This window comes from Streptomyces sp. NPDC021225, from assembly GCF_044332865.1.
Lineage (GTDB): Bacteria > Actinomycetota > Actinomycetes > Streptomycetales > Streptomycetaceae > Streptomyces.
This window is the reverse complement of sequence record NZ_JBIRPV010000007.1, coordinates 1-19,617: the sequence shown is the minus strand read 5'-3', so window position 1 is coordinate 19,617 and position 19,617 is coordinate 1. Positions and strand designations below refer to the sequence as shown.

The window sequence follows — 19,617 nt, the reverse complement described above, 5'->3', positions numbered from 1 at the left end:
CCAGCGAACCGGGGCCCGTACCTCGATGTCCGTGCACAGCCACCCGGCGGCCCAATACCCGGCCGCCAACGCCGCGTTTGCGCCCGCCCAGACGGCGGTGTCTGCTCCCGCCCACCCGCCCGAGTTTCCCCGCCACGTCGTCACCGCCGTGCTCGTCGCCCATGACGGAGCCCGCTGGCTGCCCGACGCGCTGGCCGGGCTGCTCGGCCAGGAGCGGCCCGTCCAGAGCGTCGTCGCCGCCGACACCGGCAGCGCCGACGACTCCGCGCAGCTGCTGGCCGACGCCCTCGGCCCCGACCGGGTGCTCCACCTCGCCCGCCGCAGCGGCTTCGGCACGGCCGTCGCCGAGGCGGTCCGCGGCGCCGAGGTCCTGGGCCCCGACGAGCTGCCGTACCTCAAGCGCCCCAGCGGCTGGGACCCCGTCAACCGCACCTGGCGCGACGACGCGTACGACATGCCGGAGCTGCCCCACGGCGAGCCCGTCCAGTGGCTGTGGCTGCTGCACGACGACTGCGCCCCCGCGCCGGACGCCCTCGCCGAGCTGCTGCGGGTCGCCGACGACCACCCGCGCGCCGCGATCGTCGGCCCCAAGCTGCGCAGCTGGTACGACAGCAAGCAGCTGCTCGAAGTCGGCGTCAGTATCGCCCGCAGCGGTCGCCGCTGGACCGGTCTGGAGCGGCGCGAGCAGGACCAGGGCCAGCACGACCAGGTGCGGCCCGTGCTGTCGGTGTCCAGCGCCGGCATGCTGGTGCGCCGCGACGTGTGGGAGGAACTCGGCGGCTTCGACCCCCGGCTGCCCCTCATGCGCGACGACGTGGACCTGTGCTGGCGCGCCCAGGCCGCCGGCCACCAGGTGCTGATCGCCCCGGACGCCGCGCTGCGCCACGCCGAGGCCGCCGCCCGCGAGCGGCGCCCCATCGACTGCGTGGGCCGCTCCGTCGCCGGCCCGCACCGCGTCGACAAGGCGGGCGCGACCTACGCCCTGCTGGTCAACAGCCGCGGGTCGGCCCTCCCGTACGTACTGCTGCGGCTGCTGGTCGGCACCATGGTGCGCACCCTCGCGTATCTGGTGGGCAAGGTGCCCGGGCAGGCCCTGGACGAGGTCGCCGGGCTCTTCGGCACCCTGCTGCGCCCCGAGAAGATCCTGGCCGCGCGGAAGCGGCGCGGGCGGTCCGTGGTCGAGAAGGACGAGCTGCGGCCGCTGTTCCCGCCGCCCGGCGCCACGGTGCGCGCCACCGCCGAGCAGATCGCCGGCCACTTCGGCAGCCGCTCCGATCCCGAGCTGTCCTCCGGCGGACGGCACGGGGCCGTGGAGTCCGGTCCTGGCGACGAGGACGCCGACTTCCTGGAGGTCGAGCAGTTCGCCCGGCTGAAGCGGATCGCGCGCAAGCCCGGGCCGGTGCTCTTCGCCGTCCTGCTGCTCGTCTCGCTGATCGCCTGCCGCGAACTGCTCGGCGGCGGCGCGCTGTCGGGCGGCGCGCTGCTGCCCGCGCCCGGCAGCGTCTCCGAGCTGTGGGCGCGCTACCTGGACGGCTGGCATCCGGTGGGGACCGGCGGGACGCAGAGCGCGCCGCCGTATCTGGCCGTGCTCGCCTCGGTCGCCACGCTCTTCCTGGGCAGCACCGGCTTCACGCTCACGCTGCTGCTGGTCTGCTCGGTGCCGCTGGCCGGCTTCACCGCGTACTTCGCCTCCCGGCCGCTCGTCGAGTCCCGGCTGCTGCGCGCCTGGGGGAGCGTCGCGTACGCCTTCCTGCCGGCCGCGACCGGGGCGCTGGCGAGCGGGCGGCTCGGCACCGCCGTGCTCGCCGTCGTGCTGCCGCTGATGGCCCGCGCCGCGGTCGCGGCGAGCGGGTTCGGGCTCGGCGAGCGGGCGCGCGACGGCGAGCGGCCGAGCTGGCGCGCCACCTGGGCGTACGCGCTGCTGCTGACCTTCACCATGGCGTTCACGCCCATCGTCTGGCCGATCGCGCTGCTCCTGGGCCTCGGGGTGCTCGCGCTGCGGTTCGCGGAGAGCCGCACCGAGCAGCTGACGGCGTACGGCCTGCGCTTCCTCGCGGTCGTCCTCACCCCGCTCGCCGTGCTCGCGCCCTGGTCGGCCGATCTGCTGACCGACCCAGGCCGGTTCCTGGACGAGGCCGGTCTCGGCTACACCACCGGCTCCGCGTCCGCCCTGGACCTGCTCGCGCTCAGCCCCGGCGGCCCCAAGGCAGGCGGAACGCTCCTGCTGCTCGGCTTCGTGCTGGCCGCGCTCGCCGCCCTGATGCGCGGCGAGCGGCAGCTGGCGGTCCGTACGGCCTGGGCCGTGGCGCTCACCGGCTTCCTCTTCGCCGCGCTCACCAACGGCTCCGGCTGGGCCGGGCCCGCGACCCTCGTCTACGGCCTGGCGCTGCTGAGCGCCGGTGTGGTCGGCGCCGAGGGCGCGCGGCAGCGCGTCGCCGCGCAGAGCTTCGGCTGGCGCCAGCCGGTCGCGCTGCTGATCGCGGCGGCCGCGGCCGCCGCGCCCCTGTGGGCCGCCGCGGCCTGGATGCTGAGCGGCGCGGACGGCCCGGTCGTGCGGCGCGCCCCCGACCAGGTCCCGGCCTTCGTGGCGGCCGAGAGCAGCACCCGCGACCAGGCCCGCACCCTGGTCCTCGACGGCAACGGCGCCCAGGCCGACTACGTCCTGGTGCGCGGCTCCGGCGCCCGGCTCGGCGACGCCGAGCTCACCGGCGCGGCCGGCGGCGACCGCAGGCTCGACCGGGTCGTGGCCAACCTGATCGCGGGCTCCGGCGCCGACCAGACCGGCCAGCTCGGCGGCTACGCCATCCGCTATGTGGTGGTGCGCGAGGGCTCGGCGCGCCAGATGAGCCGGGTGCTGGACGCCACACCGGGGCTCACCAGGCTCAGCCAGGAGGACGGCAGCGCCCTGTGGCGGGTCGACCAGCGGATCTCGCGGGTCACCATCGTCCCCGGCGCCCAGGCGGGCGAGACGGCCGAGACGGGGGGCCAGGGCGGCTCGACGGCCGGGTCCCAGGCCGCCCCGGTGAACGTCCCCTCCGGCCCCGTCGAGGCGCACACCACCGTCCCGGCCGGCCCGGCGGGGCGGGTGCTGCGGATCGCCGACCGGGCGACGGAGGGCTGGCAGGCCACGCTCGACGGCAAGCCGCTGAAGGCGAAGACCGTGGACGGCTGGGCGCAGGGCTTCGAGCTCCCGGCGAACGGCGGACGGCTGGACCTGAGCTACGAGTCCCCCGTCACACACACCGCATGGATGTGGGCCCAGGGTCTGCTGGCGCTGGTCCTGGTGGTGCTGGCGCTGCCGGGCCGCCGCCGTACGGTCGACGACGACCTGCCGGAGGCGGAGGCCGCGGCGGTCGCGGCCGAGGACCTGACGGGCGACGGGCGGCGGGCCCGCCGGCTGCGGGCCGCCGCCGAGGCGGCGGCGCAGACAGCGCTGGATGCACCCGAGGCGGGCGCACCCGCGGCGCGCACCACCGATACGCCGGCGCCCGAGGCCCCGGGCGCGCCCCCGGCGCCGCCGGAGGGTACGGACGCGGGGCAGGAGGCCGCCGCGGCCGCCGACCCGTACGCGGCGGTGCCCCCGCAGCAGCAGTACGGCGAGTGGGACGCCCAGCCGTACGCGGGCGCGGGCGGCGCGGGCTACGACGGGCAGCAAGGGGACCAGTACCAGGGCGACCAGTACCAGGGCGGTGACTACTCCGGCGCCGGCTATCAGAGCGGCGAATACCAGGGCACCGGCTACCAGCAGGGCGGCGAGTACCAGGCCGGCGACTACTCCGCGGCCGGCTACCAGGGCGACCAGTACGGCCAGGGCCAGTACGCGCAAGGGCAGTACGCCCAGGGCCAGTACCCGGCGGACCCGTACGCGAGCGGCCAGTACGCCGACCCGTACGCCTACGACCAGCAGCAGCCGTACGCCGACGGCGGCACGTACCCCCAACAGCAGGGCGACACGACGTACGGCGACGCCGAGCCCGAGGCCCGCCGCGACGGGAGCGAGCAGCAGCGATGAACCGCACCACCCTGTCCCTGATCGCCGCCGTCACGGCGCTCGCCGCCGTCACCGGCGTCGCCTCGCTGACCGAGGGGTCGTCCGACGACACGGCACCGGCGGCCAAGACGGCCACCAGGCTGCCCGTGGAGCGCTCCGCGCTCGTGTGCCCGACGCCCACCTCCTCGGACGTGGCGACCACCACCTACACCGCGTTCACGCCCAAGGTCACGGGCGCCCAGGGCGCGAAGAAGGGGACCGCCGCGCTGCTCCCCGCCCAGGGCTCGGAGGACGACGGCGCTCAGAAGGACACTCAGAAGGATCAGAAGGCCCAGAAGGGCCAGGCAGGCACGGCGAGCAAGCCCGTCGTGTCCCTCAAGGAGCCCGGGAAGCCGGTCACCGCCGAGACGGACCGCTCGGACGCCCCCGCCCTCATCGGCACCGCCGACGGCCCGCTCGCACCCGGCTGGACCGTGCAGCAGACCACCACGGTGGCCGCGGGCAGCGGACGCGGCCTGCTGGGCACCACGTGCACCGCGCCCGACACGGACTTCTGGTTCCCCGGCACCAGCACCGCGAAGGACCGGCAGGACTACGTCCACCTGACCAACCCGGACGACAACGCCGCCGAGGTGGACCTCAAGCTCTACGGCCCGAACGGCCGGCTCAAGCCCTCGGCCGAAGAGGAGATCACGGTCCCGGGGCGGTCCACCGTCCCGGTGCTGCTCTCCACCCTGACGGACGTGGAGGCGCTGGACGCGACCCTCCGGGTGTCGGCGCGCTCCGGCCGGGTCGGGGCGGCCGTCCAGGCGGTGGACCAGGAGCTCGGCAGCGACTGGCTCCCCGCCTCGGCCGAGCCGTCGGACAGCGTGGTGCTGCCCGGCATCCCGGCCGACGCGACCTCGGTGCGCCTGGTCGTCTTCGCACCCGGCTCGGACGACGCGGACCTGAAGGTGCGGCTGGCCGGGCGCAGCAGTTCGATCACCCCGGCCGGGCAGGAGTCGCTGCACGTCAAGAGCGGGATGACGGCGTGGGCCGACCTCGCGGACGTCACCAAGGGCGAGGCGGGATCCCTGGTGCTCACCCCGGAGGGCGGGGAGGGCCGGGCCGCGCCGGTCGTGGCCGCGCTGCGGGTCACGCGCGGCAAGGGGAGCAGCCAGGAGACGGCCTTCATCCCCGCCACCACGAGCATCGAGCGGACCGGCACCGCCGCCGACAACCGCGCCAAGGGCTCGACGCTGTCCCTGGTGGCCCCGAACGCGTCGGCGAAGGTGCGGGTCACCGCGTCGGCCGGGAGCGGGGGCGGCAGCCCCGTCAGCAAGACCTACGACATCAAGGGCGGCACCACCCAGGCCGTGGAGCCGCCGCGCCCGTCCTCGGGCAGGGGCGGATACGCCCTGACGGTCGAGCGGATCTCGGGCGGGCCGGTGTACGCGTCCCGGATGCTGGCGCTGCCCCAGGGCGGCATCCCGATGTTCACGATCCAGCCGCTGCCCGACGACCGCGGTACGGTCGCGGTCCCGGCGGCGCGCCAGGACCTGTCCCTGCTCAACGACGGCGGCCAGTGATCCCGCGCTGACCGTTTGTGGTGAATACGGGACAGCGACACGCCGTGACGACGGCGTGTCGCTGTCCCGTATTCACCACAACATGAGCCTTGGCGACTAGTCCTGCCCGTAGCGCGGGTCCACCAGCTCCGGGGCGAGGCCGAGCAGCTCGGCGACCTGTTCGACGACGACCTCGTGGACGAGCAGCGCGCGCTCGTCGCGGGTCTTGGCGCGGATCTCGACCGGGCGGCGGTAGATCACGATGCGGTCGGGGCTGTCGCCGCGCGCGGCGATGAACCGGCCGAGCGGCACGGACTCGCCGTCCCAGCCGCCCGCGCCGCCGGGCGCGGCCGGGACCGGCACCTCGAGCACGGCGAAGTCGACGGCGGACAGCTGTGGCCAGCGTCTCTCCAGCCGTTCCGCGGACTCCTGGACGAGATCCAGGAAGGACTCCGCGCGGCTGACGGAGAGCGGCACCTGCGGCGGCGCGATCGGACCGCGCATCCCGCGCCCGTGTCGATCGCGGCGGCGCGGGCGCGGCTCGGACTGGTGGGGCGGTACGGGCCTGGTCATCACTCATGAGGGTAGCCGTCGCGGGCTCTCGGGCACGCGCTTACCGGACAGCGCCTCAGATGTCGCGTTGCTGTCACTCTCGTGTCGCCGGATGAGCGTTCCAGTCGTGCTTGCGACCGAAAACAGTCGCCCCACGGGTCGGCTTTCCCACGCAAGATGATCTATATCGGATCGCTCGATGACCGGATCCGTTCTCGCCGGTCATCGTCCGTGCCGGAGTCCGCGCTGGTCAGCGCGGCGGTTCACGGATCGGGACGCAGGGGGCGAACCGTGACGACACGGCGGAGTGAGCTGGTGGAGAGTCGTCGCGGCCCGCTCAAGAGTGCGGTACCGTCCAACGTCGTGAGCCCTGTACGTCGCTGTTCGCGCACCGCGTGCGGCCGCCCCGCCGTCGCGACGCTGACGTACGTCTACGCGGACTCGACAGCAGTCCTCGGGCCGCTCGCCACCTACGCCGAGCCGCACTGCTACGACCTGTGCTCCGAGCATTCCGAGCGGCTGACCGCCCCGCGCGGCTGGGAGGTCGTCAGGCTGGCCGTCGACACCGGCCCGCCCCGCCCCAGCGGTGACGACCTGGAGGCGCTGGCCAATGCCGTGCGCGAGGCCGCCCGCCCCCAGGAGCGCGCGTCCGGCGGGCCCTCGGGGCCCGGGACGGGCGGCCGGGAGGGCGACCCCCGGGAGGTCTCCCGCCGTGGCCATCTGAGGGTCCTGCGCTCACCGGACTCCTGAGCGCCACCCTCGCCGCCCTGAGGCCCTGACGCCCTGAGGCCCTTCTTCAAACCCCCTCCTCGGACCTCTCCCTGAGGCCGTTTCTCGAACTTCTTCCCGGCACTTGCCGATCCGTTGCCGCCGAGGCATTGACCAGAACTTGTCGCGGACACGACCATTCCTGCATCCCTGGGGCTGTGTTTTCGCATCGCGGATACGGCTTTCCAGGGGCGACTCCCCGGTGCCCGGGTCCCGGGACACCGGAAGAGACGAACCGAATGCCGGGAGGCCTGTGTGTTCGTGCAGCAACTGGAGCCGGTCGCGAGCTCCCTCTCCCTGTCCGCCCTCGTCGCCGCCCTCCCCCTCGTCACCGTCCTCGTGCTCCTCGGCGGGGTGCGGATGCGGGCCCACTACGCCGGCCCCATCGGCCTCGCCGTCGCCGCCCTGGTCGCCTGGCTCGGCTTTGGCATGCCCGTCGGCCAAACCCTCTCCAGCGCGGCCCAGGGGGCGCTTTTCGGTCTCTTCCCCATCATGTGGATCGTCGTCAACGCCCTGTGGGTGTACCGCATGACGGTCCACACCGCCCACTTCGACGTGTTGCGCCGCTCCTTCGGCCGGCTCTCCGCCGACCCGCGCATCCAGGCCCTGGTCGTCGCCTTCTGCTTCGGCGCGCTGCTGGAGGCGCTCGCCGGGTTCGGCGCCCCCGTCGCCATCTGCTCGGTCATGCTCGTCGCGCTCGGCTTCGAGCCGGCCCGCGCCGCCGTCGTCGCGCTCGTCGCCAACACCGCCCCCGTCGCCTTCGGCGCCATGGGCACCCCGGTCGTGACCCTCGCTCAGGTCACCGGGCTCCCGCTGGACTCCGTCGCCTCCGTCGTCGGGCGGCAGACCCCGCTGCTGGCCCTCGTCGTCCCCCTGCTGCTGGTCGCGCTGGTCGACGGCCGGCGCGGGCTGCGGGAGACCTGGGCGCCCGCGCTCGCCTGCGGAGTCGCCTTCGCCGCCGCCCAGTTCGCCGCGTCCAACTACCTCTCCGCGCAGCTCGCCGACATCGGCGCGGCGCTGCTGGGCGCCGCCGCGCTCGTCGCCGTACCCGGCGCCCGCAAGCCCGCCCGCGAGGAGGTGCGCGCGGCCGTGCTGACCGGCGTACGCAGCGACGACCTGGACCGCGAGGACCCGCGCCCCGAGGTGCTGCGCGCCTACGCCCCGTACGCGCTCATCGTCGTGATCTTCTCCCTCGCCCAGATCGGGCCGGTCAAGGACGCCCTCGCCGAGGCCACCCGCACCTTCGACTGGCCCTTCCTGGATGTGGCGAATCCCGACGGCGATCCCGTCGGCGGCAATGTCTTCGCCCTGCCGCTGGTCTCCACCGGCGGCACGCTGGTGCTGCTCGCGGGCGCGGCCACCGCCGTCGTGCTGCGGGTCCCGGTCCGGCAGGCGCTGGGGGAGTGGGCGGCCACCGTGCGCGAGCTGCGCCACGCGATCCTCACCGTCACCTCGGTCCTCGCCCTCGCCTACGTCATGAATCTGTCCGGACAGGCCGCCACCATCGGCCACTTCGTCGCGGCGGCCGGGGCCGGGCTGGCCTTCCTCTCCCCGGTGCTCGGCTGGTTCGGCGTCGCCGTCTCCGGCTCGGACACCTCCGCGAACGCCCTCTTCGGCGCCCTCCAGGTGACCGCCGCCCGGGAGTCCGGGCTGTCGCCCGACCTGCTCGCCGCCGCCAACAGCTCGGGCGGCGTCCTCGGCAAGATGATCTCCCCGCAGAACCTCGCCATCGCCTGCGCGGCCGTCGGCCTCAAGGGGCGCGAGGGGGATCTGCTGCGCAAGGTGCTGCCATGGAGTCTGGCCCTGTTGCTGGTGATGTGTCTCATCGTCGTCGCCCAGTCGTCCTTCCTGCTGGGCTGGATGCTGCCCTGAGCGGCCGCCCCGAGCGCGCCGCGCGACGGGCTTCACAGTTGCCCCCCAGGTCGTACGGGTAGGTTTTGAGGTCCGGAGGCCTCCAAGAGAGGCCCCGGAACGCCCAGAAGAAGACCTCAAAAGAAGACCCCCGAAGTAGAGACCTCCAGAAGGGACTGCTGTGACCGACTTGTCGCAGATCGTGAAGGCGTACGACGTGCGCGGTGTGGTCCCGGACCAGTTGAACGAGCCGCTCGCCGAGCTGTTCGGCGCCGCCTTCGCCCGGGTGACCGGCGCACGGGCGATCGTCGTCGGCCATGACATGCGGCCCTCCTCGCCCGCCCTGTCACGGGCCTTCGCGACCGGGGCCGCCGCACTCGGCACGGAGGTGACCGAGATCGGACTGTGTTCGACCGACCAGCTCTACTTCGCCAGCGGACATCTCGGCCTGCCCGGCGCGATGTTCACGGCCAGCCACAACCCCGCCCAGTACAACGGCATCAAGATGTGCCGCGCGGGCGCCGCCCCCATCGGCCAGGACACCGGGCTCGGCGAGATCCGCGCCCTGGTCGAGGAGTGGTCCGCCGGCGGCGCCCCCGGCCCGGTCGCCGACCGCGGCACGATCACCCAGCGGGACGTGCTCGACGAGTACGCCGCCCACCTGCGCTCGCTCGTCGACCTCACCGGCAACCGCCGCCTGAAGGTCGTCGTCGACGCGGGCAACGGCATGGGCGGCCACACCGTCCCCACCACCTTCGACGGGCTCCCGCTCGAGCTGGACCCGATGTACTTCGAGCTCGACGGCACCTTCCCCAACCACGAGGCCAACCCGCTCGACCCCAAGAACATCGTCGACCTCCAGGCGCGCGTCCGCGAGACCGGCGCCGACATCGGCCTCGCCTTCGACGGCGACGCCGACCGCTGCTTCGTCGTCGACGAGCGCGGCGAGCCGGTCTCCCCCTCCGCGATCACCGCCCTGGTCGCCGCCCGCGAGCTGGCCAAGCACCCGGGCGGGACGGTCATCCACAACTGCATCACCTCATGGTCGGTCCCCGAGGTCGTCAAGGAGCACGGCGGCACCCCGGTCCGCACCCGCGTCGGGCACTCCTTCATCAAGGCCGAGATGGCCCGCACCGGCGCGATCTTCGGCGGCGAGCACTCCGCGCACTACTACTTCCGCGACTTCTGGAACGCCGACACCGGCATGCTGGCCGCCCTCCACGTCCTGGCCGCGCTCGGCGAGCAGTCCGACCGCCCGCTGTCGCAGCTGGTCGCCGCGTACGACCGGTACGCCGCCTCCGGCGAGATCAACAGCGTCGTGGACGACCAGGCCGGGCGCATGGCCGCCGTCAAGGCCGCCTACGAGGGGCGCGACGACGTCGAGCTCGACGAGCTGGACGGGCTGACGGTGACGGCCGCCGACTGGTGGTTCAACCTCCGCCCCTCCAACACCGAGCCGCTGCTGCGCCTCAACGTGGAGGCGCGCGACGCGGAAACCGTCGCCCGCGTCCGCGACGAGGCCCTGGCCATCGTCCGCGCCTGAGCGACGGCCCCCAGGGGCGGTACCGAGCCCGGAAGGGAGGGGGCGACGCTGCTGCCGCGCCGCCCCTTCCCCGGCGGTACGCTGACCACGCTGGACCCAAACCGAAGGGACGACGCCCCATGCCGCTCGAAGCCGGTCTGTTGGACATCCTCGCCTGCCCGGCGTGTCACGCGCCGCTGCGCGAGGAACAGGGGCCGGAGACGCCCGAGCTGGTGTGCGCGGGCGAGGGGTGCGGCCTCGCCTACCCGGTCCGGGACGACATCCCCGTGCTGCTGGTCGACGAGGCGCGCCGGCCGGCCTGACGGCATCCCGCGCAGTTCCCGCACCGCCCCGCCCACGGCGATCGGAGGCCGAAGCACCATGCTCGACGAATCCCTCCTCGACGCCCCCGAAGCCCTCGCCCGCGCGGATACCCGCGGGCTGCTGCGCGGGGTCGCCGAGTCCGGCGCCCGGGTGCGCACCGCGGCCCGGTACGCGGCCGAGGCGGGGGTCGCCGACCTCAAGCCCGACGGCCGGCCGCGGACCGTCCTGGTCGCCGGCCCCGGCGCGGCCGGGAGCAGCACCGCCGACCTCCTCGGCGCCCTCAGCGGCAACAACTGCCCGGTCAGCCTGATCGCGCCGACGGGCGTGGCGCCCGCCCCGGGCGCGCTGCGCTGGACGCTGCCCGGCTGGGCGGGCCCGCTCGACCTGCTGCTGCTCGTCACGCCGGACGGCGCGGAGCCGGGGCTGCCGCCGCTGGTCGAGCAGGCGTACCGGCGCGGCTGCTCGATCGTGGCGGTCGCGCCCGCGCACTCCCCGCTGGCCGGCACCGTCGAGCAGGCGCGCGGGCTGATGGTCCCGCTGGCCACCACCCCGTACAACAGCTCGGCCCCGTACGACACGGCGCCGCCCGCGCCCGCCGGATCCCCGCAGGCCGAGGGGCAGCACACCGAGCCGACGGGCACGGCGCCGGACGAGGTGACGGGGCCCGCGCTGCCGGGCACCCTGTGGGCGCTGCTCACCCCGCTGCTGGTCCTCGTCGACCGCATCGGCCTGGTGTCCGCCCCGCCCAGCGCGCTCCAGCAGGTGGCCGACCGGCTGGACCAGGTCGCCGAGCGCTGCGGCCCGGCCATCGCCACCTACACCAACCCCGCCAAGGCCCTCGCCGCCGAGCTCGCCGGCTCGCTGCCGCTGCTGTGGACCGAAGGGCCGGTCGCGGCGGCCGCCGGGCGGCGCTTCGCGGGCCTGCTCGCGCTGCTCGCCGGGCGCGCCGCGCTCGTGGCCGAGCTGCCCGGGGCGCTCGCCGCCCACGGCACGCTGCTCGCCGGGTCGCTGGCCGGCGGCGCGGACCCCGACGACTTCTTCCGCGACCGGGTGGAGGAGGCCGAGGCGCTCCGGGCCCGGGTTGTGCTCTTGTACGACGAACCGGTGGGCTCCCTCTCGGCCGTGCCGACCGCCCGGGAGCTCGCGCTCGCCCACGACACGGCGCTCAGCGAGCTCGAACCGGGCAGCGGCGGCGTCCTGGAGTGCGCGGCGGAACTGCTCGCCATCACGGATTTCACCGCCGTTTACCTGGCGCTCGCCTCGGCGGAGGGATCATGACCGAGCACCCCTGTCGGTAACCCGCGGAAGTCTTCAGAAGACTCCCGGGGTTTCGACGTCCCTGCTCGCAGAGTTCGTACAGTTTCGTACAGTCAGGAACCGCACTCCATGGACCGCCTCGTCAACACCGTCCGCCCCTACGCCTGGGGCTCCGTCACCGCCATCCCCGAGCTGCTGGGCACGGAGCCGACGGGCGAGCCGCAGGCCGAGCTGTGGATGGGGGCGCACCCCGGGGCGCCGTCCCGGGTGGACCGCGGCGAGGGCCCGGTGGCCCTCTCCGACGTGATCGCCGCCGACCCCGAGGGCGAGCTCGGCCCGGACGCCGTAAGCCACTTCGGGCCGCGGCTGCCGTTCCTGCTCAAGGTGCTCGCCGCCGCCTCGCCGCTCTCGCTCCAGGTGCACCCCGACCTCGCCCAGGCCGGGGCGGGCTTCGCGGACGAGGAGGCGCGCGGCGTCCCGCTCGACGCCGCCCACCGAAACTACAAGGACGCCAACCACAAGCCCGAACTCATATGCGCCCTCACACCCTTCGACGGGCTGTGCGGCTTCCGCGACGCCGACCAGGCCGGCGAACTGCTGGCCGCCCTTGAGGTGGACTCGCTCAAGCCGTACGTGGACGTCCTGCACGCCCACCCGGAGTCCCACGCGCTGCGCGAGGTGCTTACCGCCGTACTGACCGCCGACCGCGAGGCGATCGCGGACACCGTCCACCAGGCCGCTGCCGCCGCCGAACGGCTCGGCGCGCAGGACGGCCCGCACGCCGCCGCGTACCGCGCGTACGCCTCCATCGCCCGGCACTACCCGGGCGACCCCGGCGTGATCGCCGCGATGCTGCTCAACTACGTACGGCTCCAGCCCGGCGAGGCGCTCTACCTCGGCGCGGGCGTGCCGCACGCCTATCTCGACGGCCTCGGCGTCGAGATCATGGCCAACTCCGACAACGTCCTGCGGTGCGGGCTGACCCCCAAGCACATCGACGTCCCCGAACTGCTGCGCGTCGTCCACTTCGAGAGCGCGGCCCCCGGTGTGCTCCGCCCGGAGGCAGAGCCCTCCGGCGAGGAGGTGTACACCACCCCGATCGACGAGTTCCGGCTGTCGCGCTACGTCCTGGCCGAGGGCACCGGCAGCCTCCCGCTGTCCTCCCGCACCGCCCAGATCCTGCTGTGCGCCTCGGGCACGGCCGTGCTGCGCGGCACGGACGGGGAGGGGACCGAACTGCGGCTGGCTCAGGGGGAGTCGGCCTTCGTGTCGGCGGGTGAGGCCGTGGCGCTGTCCGGGCCCGGCACTGTGTTCCGGGCCACAGTCGCCGCCTGACGCACCGCCGTTTGGCGGGGCTGCAACAATGGCCCGCCGTACGCAGTAAAGCAACGGCAAAGCTGCCGTGCGACGGAAGGGACATTCGGCACAAAATGAGTGCATCAGGCGGAACCAAGGCGATTGTTGCCGCGCTGGGCGCCAACCTGGCCATCGCCGTAGCCAAGTTCGTGGCGTTCGCGTTCAGCGGCTCGTCGTCGATGCTCGCCGAGGGCGTGCACTCGATCGCCGACTCCGGCAACCAGGGCCTGCTGCTGCTCGGCGGCAAGAAGGCCAAGCGCGAGGCGACCCCGGAGCACCCCTTCGGCTACGGCCGGGAGCGCTACATCTACGGCTTCCTGGTCTCCATCATCCTCTTCTCCATCGGCGGCGTCTTCGCCCTCTACGAGGGCTACGAGAAGATCAAGAACCCGCACGAGCTGGAGCACTGGTACTGGCCGGTCGGCGTGCTCATCTTCGCGATCGTCGCGGAGGGCTTCTCGTTCCGTACGGCCATAAAGGAGTCGAACGAGATCCGCGGCAAGCTGTCCTGGTCGCAGTTCGTACGCCGGGCCAAGGCCCCCGAGCTGCCGGTCGTCCTGCTCGAGGACCTCGGCGCCCTGGTCGGTCTGGTGCTCGCCCTCGGCGGCGTCGGCCTGTCGGTGCTCACCGGCAACGGCGTGTGGGACGGCATCGGCACCGTCTGCATCGGCGCCCTGCTGGTCCTGATCGCCCTCGTCCTGGCGGCGGAGACGAAGTCCCTGCTGCTCGGCGAGGCCGCGGACGTGGACCAGGTAGCCAAGATCCGTGAGGCCGTCGTGGACGGCGAGACCGTCACCGGCCTGATCCACATGCGCACGCTCCACCTGGGCCCGGAGGAACTGCTGGTCGCCGCCAAGATCGCCGTCCAGCACGACGACACGGCGGCGGAGGTCGCCCACGCGATCGACGCGGCGGAGGCCCGCATCCGCGAGGCGGTCCCCATCGCCCGAGTGATCTACCTGGAGCCCGACATCCTCCGCACCACCAAGCCGTAACCCCCCACGAGGCCGCGCCCCGCCCCAGCCCGGGGCGGGGCGCTGCCTCGTGGCAGTGGGCGTGGTGTGCGCTGTGATCCGGAGAGTTCTGGGCTCCGCCCCGTGGGGTCAGGAGAGCACTCCGCTCCCCGTCCCCGGAGCCCGGGGACGGGGAGCGGAGACCCCACGCGGCCAAGCCCCGTGGGGTCTGGGGCGGAGCCCCGGTTTCGGGAAGGGGCGGGTCAGGGGAGAACCCCACTGCCCCACCCACAACCCCGCTACTCGATCTCGCCGAGCACCCGCAGAATCGCCACCTCGTCCGCCGCCCCCAGCAACCGCTCCCGGAACTCCGCACTCATCAGCTTCCGCGAGAGCAGCGCCAAGATCCGCAGGTGTTCATCCCCCGCAGCCGCCTCCGGCACCGCGATCATGAACACCAACTTGGCCTTCGTGCCGTCCAGCGCACCCCACTCGATGCCCTCGGGCGCCCGCGCGAACCCGACGACGGGCTCGGTCACCGCGTCCGTCTTGGCGTGCGGAATCGCGATCTCCTCGCCGAGCCCGGTCGTGCCCTGCTCCTCGCGGGCCAGTGCCGCGCGGACCAGCTCCGGCACATCGGCGACCTTGCCGGAGGCGGCGAGCAGCTCGGCCATCTCGCGTATGGCGGCTTCCTTGCCGTCCGCCGCAAGCCGCTCCCGTACGGTCCGCCCGGTCAGATACCCGGACAGCACCTGACCCTCCTGACCCGCAGCCGCCCTCTGGGGCACAACAGCCACAGCCGCCCCCTCCGCCACGACCCCCGCCGGCACCCGCTCACGCACCAGCACGGGAACACCCGCGCCTGCCCCCTGCCGCGCCGAGCCCCCCGCACCCCCGCCGAACGACAGCGACATCAGCCCGATCGTCGCGAGCGCCGTGGCCGCCGTACCAATCACGACGGCGACGAAGAACATCGGCACCCCGCCGACCGCCCCGAGCAGCGCCACGATCGGACCGCCGTGCGGCACGTTGTCCTCGACCGACGCGAGACCCGCCACCGCACCGGCGACCGCGCCGCCGAGCATGTTCGCCGGAATGACCCGCGCCGGACGCGCCGCCGCGAACGGGATGGCGCCCTCGGTGATCCCGAAGAAGCCCATGAAGAGCGCGGCCAGACCGGTCTCCCGCTCCTGGTCGTCGAACATCCGGCGGCGGATGAGCGTGGCCAGCCCCTGGCCCAGCGGCGGGACCGGGATGGCCGCCGCGCACATTCCCATGATCTCGGGGTTCTTGGAGACCAGGCCGGCGCCGAAGAGGAAAGCGGTCTTGTTGACCGGCCCGCCCATGTCGAACGCGATCATCAGGCCGAGGATCGTGCCGAGCAGCGCCGCGCTGGTGCCGGTCAGCCCGCCGAGCCAGTCGGTGAGGTGCTCGAAGACCCAGGAGATCGGCTCGCCGAGCACATAGATGAAGAACAGCCCGAGCGCCGAGGTCGCCACGATCGGGATCACGATGATCGGCATGATCGGCTGGGCGAACTTGGGGACCTTGACCATCTTGATCCAGCGGACCAGATACCCGGCCAGGAACCCGGTGATGATCGCGCCGATGAACCCGGCGCCCGCCTCGCTGTCGTACAGCTCGCCGTGCGCCGCGATCCAGCCGCCGACCATGCCGGGCACCAGCGCCGGCCGGTCGGCGATCGCATAGGCGATATAGCCGGAGAGCACCGGGATCATCAGCTGGAAGCCGATCACGCCGATGTCGTTGACGGACTTCCAGAAGGAGTCGTCGGGGATGACGATGCCCTTGGGCGTCGTGTCGCCGCCCAGTGCGAGCGAGACCGCGATCAGCAGCCCGCCGACCACGACGAACGGGATCATGTACGAGACGCCGTTCATCAGGGCCTTGTAGGTGACGCTGCGCCCCTTGCCCCCGGCGGAGCCCCCCGCTCCACCGCTGCCCGCGCCCCCACCCGCACCATCCCCGCCGTACACCGGCGCGCTGCGGACCTGCTCGATCAGCTGCTCGGGGTGGTGAATGCCCTCCGCGACGCCGACGACGAGCACCCTCTTGCCGACGAACCGGCTGCGGTCGACGTCCTTGTCGGCGGCGATGATGATGCCGTCCGCGTCTCTGACATCGTTGTCGGACAGTACGTTCTCGGCCCCGATCGAGCCTTGTGTCTCCACCTTCATGGCGTGCCCGAGCGACTCCGCCGCCTGGGCCAGCTTTTCCGCGGCCATATAGGTATGCGCGATGCCGGTCGGGCAGGCGGTCACCGCAAGCAGCTTGAGCCCTGGTCCGCTGGCCCCCACGCCATTGGGGGGATCGGCTGGACTGGTCACGTGGGTCTCCTTTGACAACGTTGACAACGCGTTGATCGAGCGAGGGAAGGTGCAAGGGTCCCCGCGCCGAGCGCATCCTGCAAGAGGTCCGGACCGGAACAAATCCCAGGTCGGCAGGGCACAGACGGCGAACCGGCCGAAGATAGCGTCCACAGGTTGAAGAAAGCCGCTGCGGACTGGGGTTCGCTGCGCCGATCGGTGTAGATTCGTGACCGAGCCAGACGTCGCTGCTGATGGCGGTCGGGCGGTCCGTTCCGCGGACCGGCCGAGGGAGAGAGGGCCTCCGACGGACTGCGCACTGCGAGCAGGGGACCCGTGTGTCCAAGCCGTGTGACCACGGCGCTGCGGAACCACTGCCGCATGCCCAGCCGAAACCACTCTCGCTCGAAACCGATCAATTGAGGAGCAGCAGATGACGAATGCCGTCTCCGGTCAGGACTTCAAGGTCGCCGACCTGTCCCTGGCCGCCTTCGGCCGCAAGGAGATCACCCTCGCCGAGCACGAGATGCCCGGCCTGATGGCGATCCGCGAGGAGTACGCCGCCGACCAGCCGCTCGCGGGCGCCCGCATCACCGGCTCGCTGCACATGACGGTGCAGACCGCCGTGCTGATCGAGACCCTGGTCGCGCTCGGCGCGCAGGTCCGCTGGGCCTCCTGCAACATCTTCTCCACCCAGGACCACGCGGCGGCCGCGATCGCCGTCGGCCCGAACGGTACCCCCGAGGACCCGAAGGGCATCCCGGTCTTCGCCTGGAAGGGCGAGACCCTGGAGGAGTACTGGTGGTGCACCGAGCAGGCGCTGACCTGGCCGGGCACCGCCACCGGCGGCCCGAACATGATCCTGGACGACGGCGGCGACGCCACTCTCCTGGTCCACAAGGGCGTCGAGTACGAGAAGGCCGGCGCCGCCCCGGACGTCTCCACCGCGGAGAACGAGGAGCACCGCGTCATCCTGGAGCTGCTGAACCGCACCCTCGCGGAGAGCCCGCAGAAGTGGACGCAGCTCGCCTCGGAGATCCGCGGCGTCACCGAGGAGACCACCACCGGCGTCCACCGCCTCTACGAGATGCACCGGGACGGGACGCTGCTCTTCCCGGCGATCAATGTGAACGACGCCGTCACCAAGTCGAAGTTCGACAACAAGTACGGCTGCCGCCACTCCCTGGTCGACGGCATCAACCGCGCGACCGACGTGCTGATCGGCGGCAAGGTCGCGGTCGTGTGCGGCTACGGCGACGTGGGCAAGGGCTGCGCCGAGTCGCTGCGCGGCCAGGGCGCCCGGGTCATCATCACCGAGATCGACCCCATCTGCGCGCTCCAGGCGGCGATGGACGGCTACCAGGTCGCCACCCTGGACGACGTGGTGGAGACCGCGGACATCTTCATCACCACGACCGGCAACAAGGACATCATCCTGGCCGCCGACATGGCCAGGATGAAGCACCAGGCGATCGTCGGGAACATCGGCCACTTCGACAACGAGATCGACATGGCCGGCCTCGCCGCGATCCCCGGCATCGTGAAGGACGAGGTCAAGCCGCAGGTTCACACCTGGACGTTCCCCGAGGGCAAGGCGATCATCGTGCTGTCCGAGGGCCGTCTGCTGAACCTGGGCAACGCGACCGGTCACCCGTCGTTCGTGATGTCCAACTCCTTCGCGAACCAGACCATCGCCCAGATCGAGCTCTTCACCAAGCCGGAGTCCTACCCGACCGACGTCTATGTGCTGCCCAAGCACCTGGACGAGAAGGTCGCCCGGCTCCACCTGGACGCCCTCGGCGTCAAGCTGACCACGCTCCGCCCGGAGCAGGCCGCCTACATCGGCGTCCCGGTCGAGGGCCCGTACAAGGCCGACCACTACCGCTACTGATCGCACCACCCGGTAGCCGGTGAAGCCCCCGCCCAGTCGGGGGCCCAGGGCCCGCCCGGACCGACTCGTCCGGGCGGGCCTTCGCACGTCAAGGAACGGACCATGCCCCGCGGCCGCTACTCCCTCCACGACCCGCACGATCACGCCCCGCTCGGCGAGGAGCACTTCCACTGCGCCACCGGCCCCAGCGGCTGGCGCTATGTCTCCCAGCTCACCTCCCCCTCCGGCGAGCACAGCGGCTCCGTGGACCTCACACTCGACGAACGGGGCCGGCCACTCCGTCTGGAGCTGAACGCCGCGAGCTGGCGCGTCCGCGGCGCGGCGCTGGAGGGCGTCACCTGGGTCCGCACCGACCCGGCCGGAGAGCACGCCACCGAGGGCAATGTCGCGGCCCACTCCTTCACCGGGGCCTCGCCGGCCTTCCTGATCGCCACGGCCCGCCTGCTGCGCCTCGCCCCGAGCGCCCCAGCCACCCGCGTCCGCCTCGTCGCCTTCACCGCCCCCGTCCTGGCGCCCCGCACACTCGACCAGTCCTGGGTGCTGCTGGACAGGGCGGCACACCCGACCGACAGCGGCCCGCTGACCGTGGACGAGTACGAGGTCACCGCCCTGGACACGGGTGAGCGGCACTCGGTCCACATCGCTGGTGACGTGGTGCTGGCGGCGCCGGGGATCGAGCTCGAAGACCTCGAGAACCCGCCGTCGACGTTCGCCTGACGGAGCCTTGACGCCCGCACCCTCGGGAGTTACACAGGGAGTCGCTGGTTGTTTCACACAGACGTCGAGACATCGTCCGTCGAGACACCGGGTCGACGCACCGTCCACAACGTGTGGCGCTCTGCGCGAAGGCCCCTTCTGACCTGCTACTGTGTTGATCTCACCCAAACCTCTTGACGGGGGTTGTCGGGTGAGGTAGGTTCTAACGGTTGCGGCGCAAGCAGTGTATGCTTGTAAGCAGTTGCTCGCGGGCAACCGTGAGCACCAAGGTCGCCTCGGTTCTGAATTCTGATTCGAACGAGGCACACTTCGATCCCCGCAGGAATCGCGAAGCCGATTAGGTCGGCCGATGTGAGTCTGCTAAAGTCGAAACAGCCGAAAGGCAAAGGCCACTCCAACGGCCACCAGAAATGGGAATTCGGACCGGGAACGGACCGGAAAACGGATCTGGTAAGGTTGGAAACACCGAAGGGAAGCGCCCGGAGAAACCGGTGAAACGGTTTCAAAGGAAGCGTCCGTTCCTTGAGAACTCAACAGCGTGCCAAAAGTCAACGCCAGATA

The 19,617-nt window shown here is 72.7% G+C and carries 14 protein-coding genes; 11 read left to right on the top strand and 3 right to left on the bottom strand.

Annotation, left to right across the window (positions count from 1 at the left end):
* Nucleotides 1–25: 25 nt before the first annotated feature.
* Together ACH4S9_RS28920 and ACH4S9_RS28915 are read left to right on the top strand one after the other, a co-directional pair.
* A complete protein-coding gene (locus ACH4S9_RS28920; protein ID WP_398374466.1) occupies nucleotides 26–4,012 on the top strand; it encodes a glycosyltransferase in 3,987 nt (1,328 codons plus the stop codon).
* Nucleotides 4,009–5,559, top strand: a complete 1,551-nt coding sequence (locus ACH4S9_RS28915) for a DUF5719 family protein (RefSeq protein WP_398374465.1) — start codon at nucleotides 4,009–4,011, stop codon at nucleotides 5,557–5,559. The genes ACH4S9_RS28920 and ACH4S9_RS28915 overlap by 4 nt, the downstream gene beginning before the upstream one ends.
* A 96-nt stretch (nucleotides 5,560–5,655) precedes the next feature.
* Here the strand turns inward: ACH4S9_RS28915 and ACH4S9_RS28910 are convergent, their stop codons facing one another.
* Entirely contained in the window at nucleotides 5,656–6,111 is a 456-nt protein-coding gene (locus ACH4S9_RS28910) for a metallopeptidase family protein (protein WP_385351609.1), read from the bottom strand.
* A gap of 294 nt (nucleotides 6,112–6,405) precedes the next feature.
* Between ACH4S9_RS28910 and ACH4S9_RS28905 the strand changes: the two genes are divergently transcribed.
* From ACH4S9_RS28905 to ACH4S9_RS28875, 7 genes are all read left to right on the top strand, one after another.
* A complete protein-coding gene (locus tag ACH4S9_RS28905; RefSeq protein WP_311729471.1) occupies nucleotides 6,406–6,840 on the top strand; it encodes a DUF3499 domain-containing protein in 435 nt (144 codons plus the stop codon).
* Between the two features lie 273 nt (nucleotides 6,841–7,113).
* Nucleotides 7,114–8,730, top strand: coding sequence for an L-lactate permease (locus ACH4S9_RS28900; RefSeq protein ID WP_311729454.1), 1,617 nt, complete (start codon nucleotides 7,114–7,116; stop codon nucleotides 8,728–8,730).
* Nucleotides 8,731–8,890: 160 nt separating this feature from the next.
* Nucleotides 8,891–10,252, top strand: coding sequence for a phosphomannomutase/phosphoglucomutase (locus ACH4S9_RS28895; RefSeq protein WP_398374463.1), 1,362 nt, complete (start codon nucleotides 8,891–8,893; stop codon nucleotides 10,250–10,252).
* Between the two features lie 119 nt (nucleotides 10,253–10,371).
* A complete protein-coding gene (locus tag ACH4S9_RS28890; RefSeq protein WP_398374461.1) occupies nucleotides 10,372–10,554 on the top strand; it encodes a Trm112 family protein in 183 nt (60 codons plus the stop codon).
* A gap of 58 nt (nucleotides 10,555–10,612) precedes the next feature.
* The gene (locus tag ACH4S9_RS28885; protein ID WP_311729457.1) at nucleotides 10,613–11,833 is read left to right on the top strand and encodes an SIS domain-containing protein; all 1,221 of its coding nucleotides are present in this window, start codon (nucleotides 10,613–10,615) and stop codon (nucleotides 11,831–11,833) included.
* A gap of 108 nt (nucleotides 11,834–11,941) precedes the next feature.
* A complete protein-coding gene (gene manA, locus ACH4S9_RS28880) occupies nucleotides 11,942–13,147 on the top strand; it encodes a mannose-6-phosphate isomerase, class I (RefSeq protein ID WP_398374459.1) in 1,206 nt (401 codons plus the stop codon).
* A gap of 95 nt (nucleotides 13,148–13,242) precedes the next feature.
* A complete protein-coding gene (locus ACH4S9_RS28875; RefSeq protein ID WP_385351603.1) occupies nucleotides 13,243–14,163 on the top strand; it encodes a cation diffusion facilitator family transporter in 921 nt (306 codons plus the stop codon).
* Nucleotides 14,164–14,420: 257 nt separating this feature from the next.
* On the opposite strand, the gene ACH4S9_RS28870 is transcribed toward ACH4S9_RS28875, so the two are convergent.
* Nucleotides 14,421–16,469 carry a fructose-specific PTS transporter subunit EIIC gene (locus ACH4S9_RS28870; protein ID WP_398374458.1) on the bottom strand — a complete coding sequence of 683 codons (2,049 nt, stop codon included), beginning with the start codon at nucleotides 16,467–16,469 and terminating at the stop codon, nucleotides 14,421–14,423.
* Between the two features lie 412 nt (nucleotides 16,470–16,881).
* Here ACH4S9_RS28870 and ahcY point away from each other — a divergent pair, with 412 nt between their 5' ends.
* Both ahcY and ACH4S9_RS28860 read left to right on the top strand, forming a co-directional pair.
* The gene (ahcY, locus tag ACH4S9_RS28865) at nucleotides 16,882–18,339 is read left to right on the top strand and encodes an adenosylhomocysteinase (RefSeq protein ID WP_398374457.1); all 1,458 of its coding nucleotides are present in this window, start codon (nucleotides 16,882–16,884) and stop codon (nucleotides 18,337–18,339) included.
* 102 nt (nucleotides 18,340–18,441) lie between these two features.
* Nucleotides 18,442–19,056, top strand: coding sequence for a hypothetical protein (locus ACH4S9_RS28860; protein WP_398374456.1), 615 nt, complete (start codon nucleotides 18,442–18,444; stop codon nucleotides 19,054–19,056).
* A 360-nt stretch (nucleotides 19,057–19,416) separates the two neighbouring features.
* Here ACH4S9_RS28860 and ACH4S9_RS28855 read toward each other — a convergent pair.
* Nucleotides 19,417–19,617 (bottom strand): hypothetical protein (locus ACH4S9_RS28855; protein ID WP_398374455.1); only part of this gene is annotated, 201 nt, incomplete at its 5' end.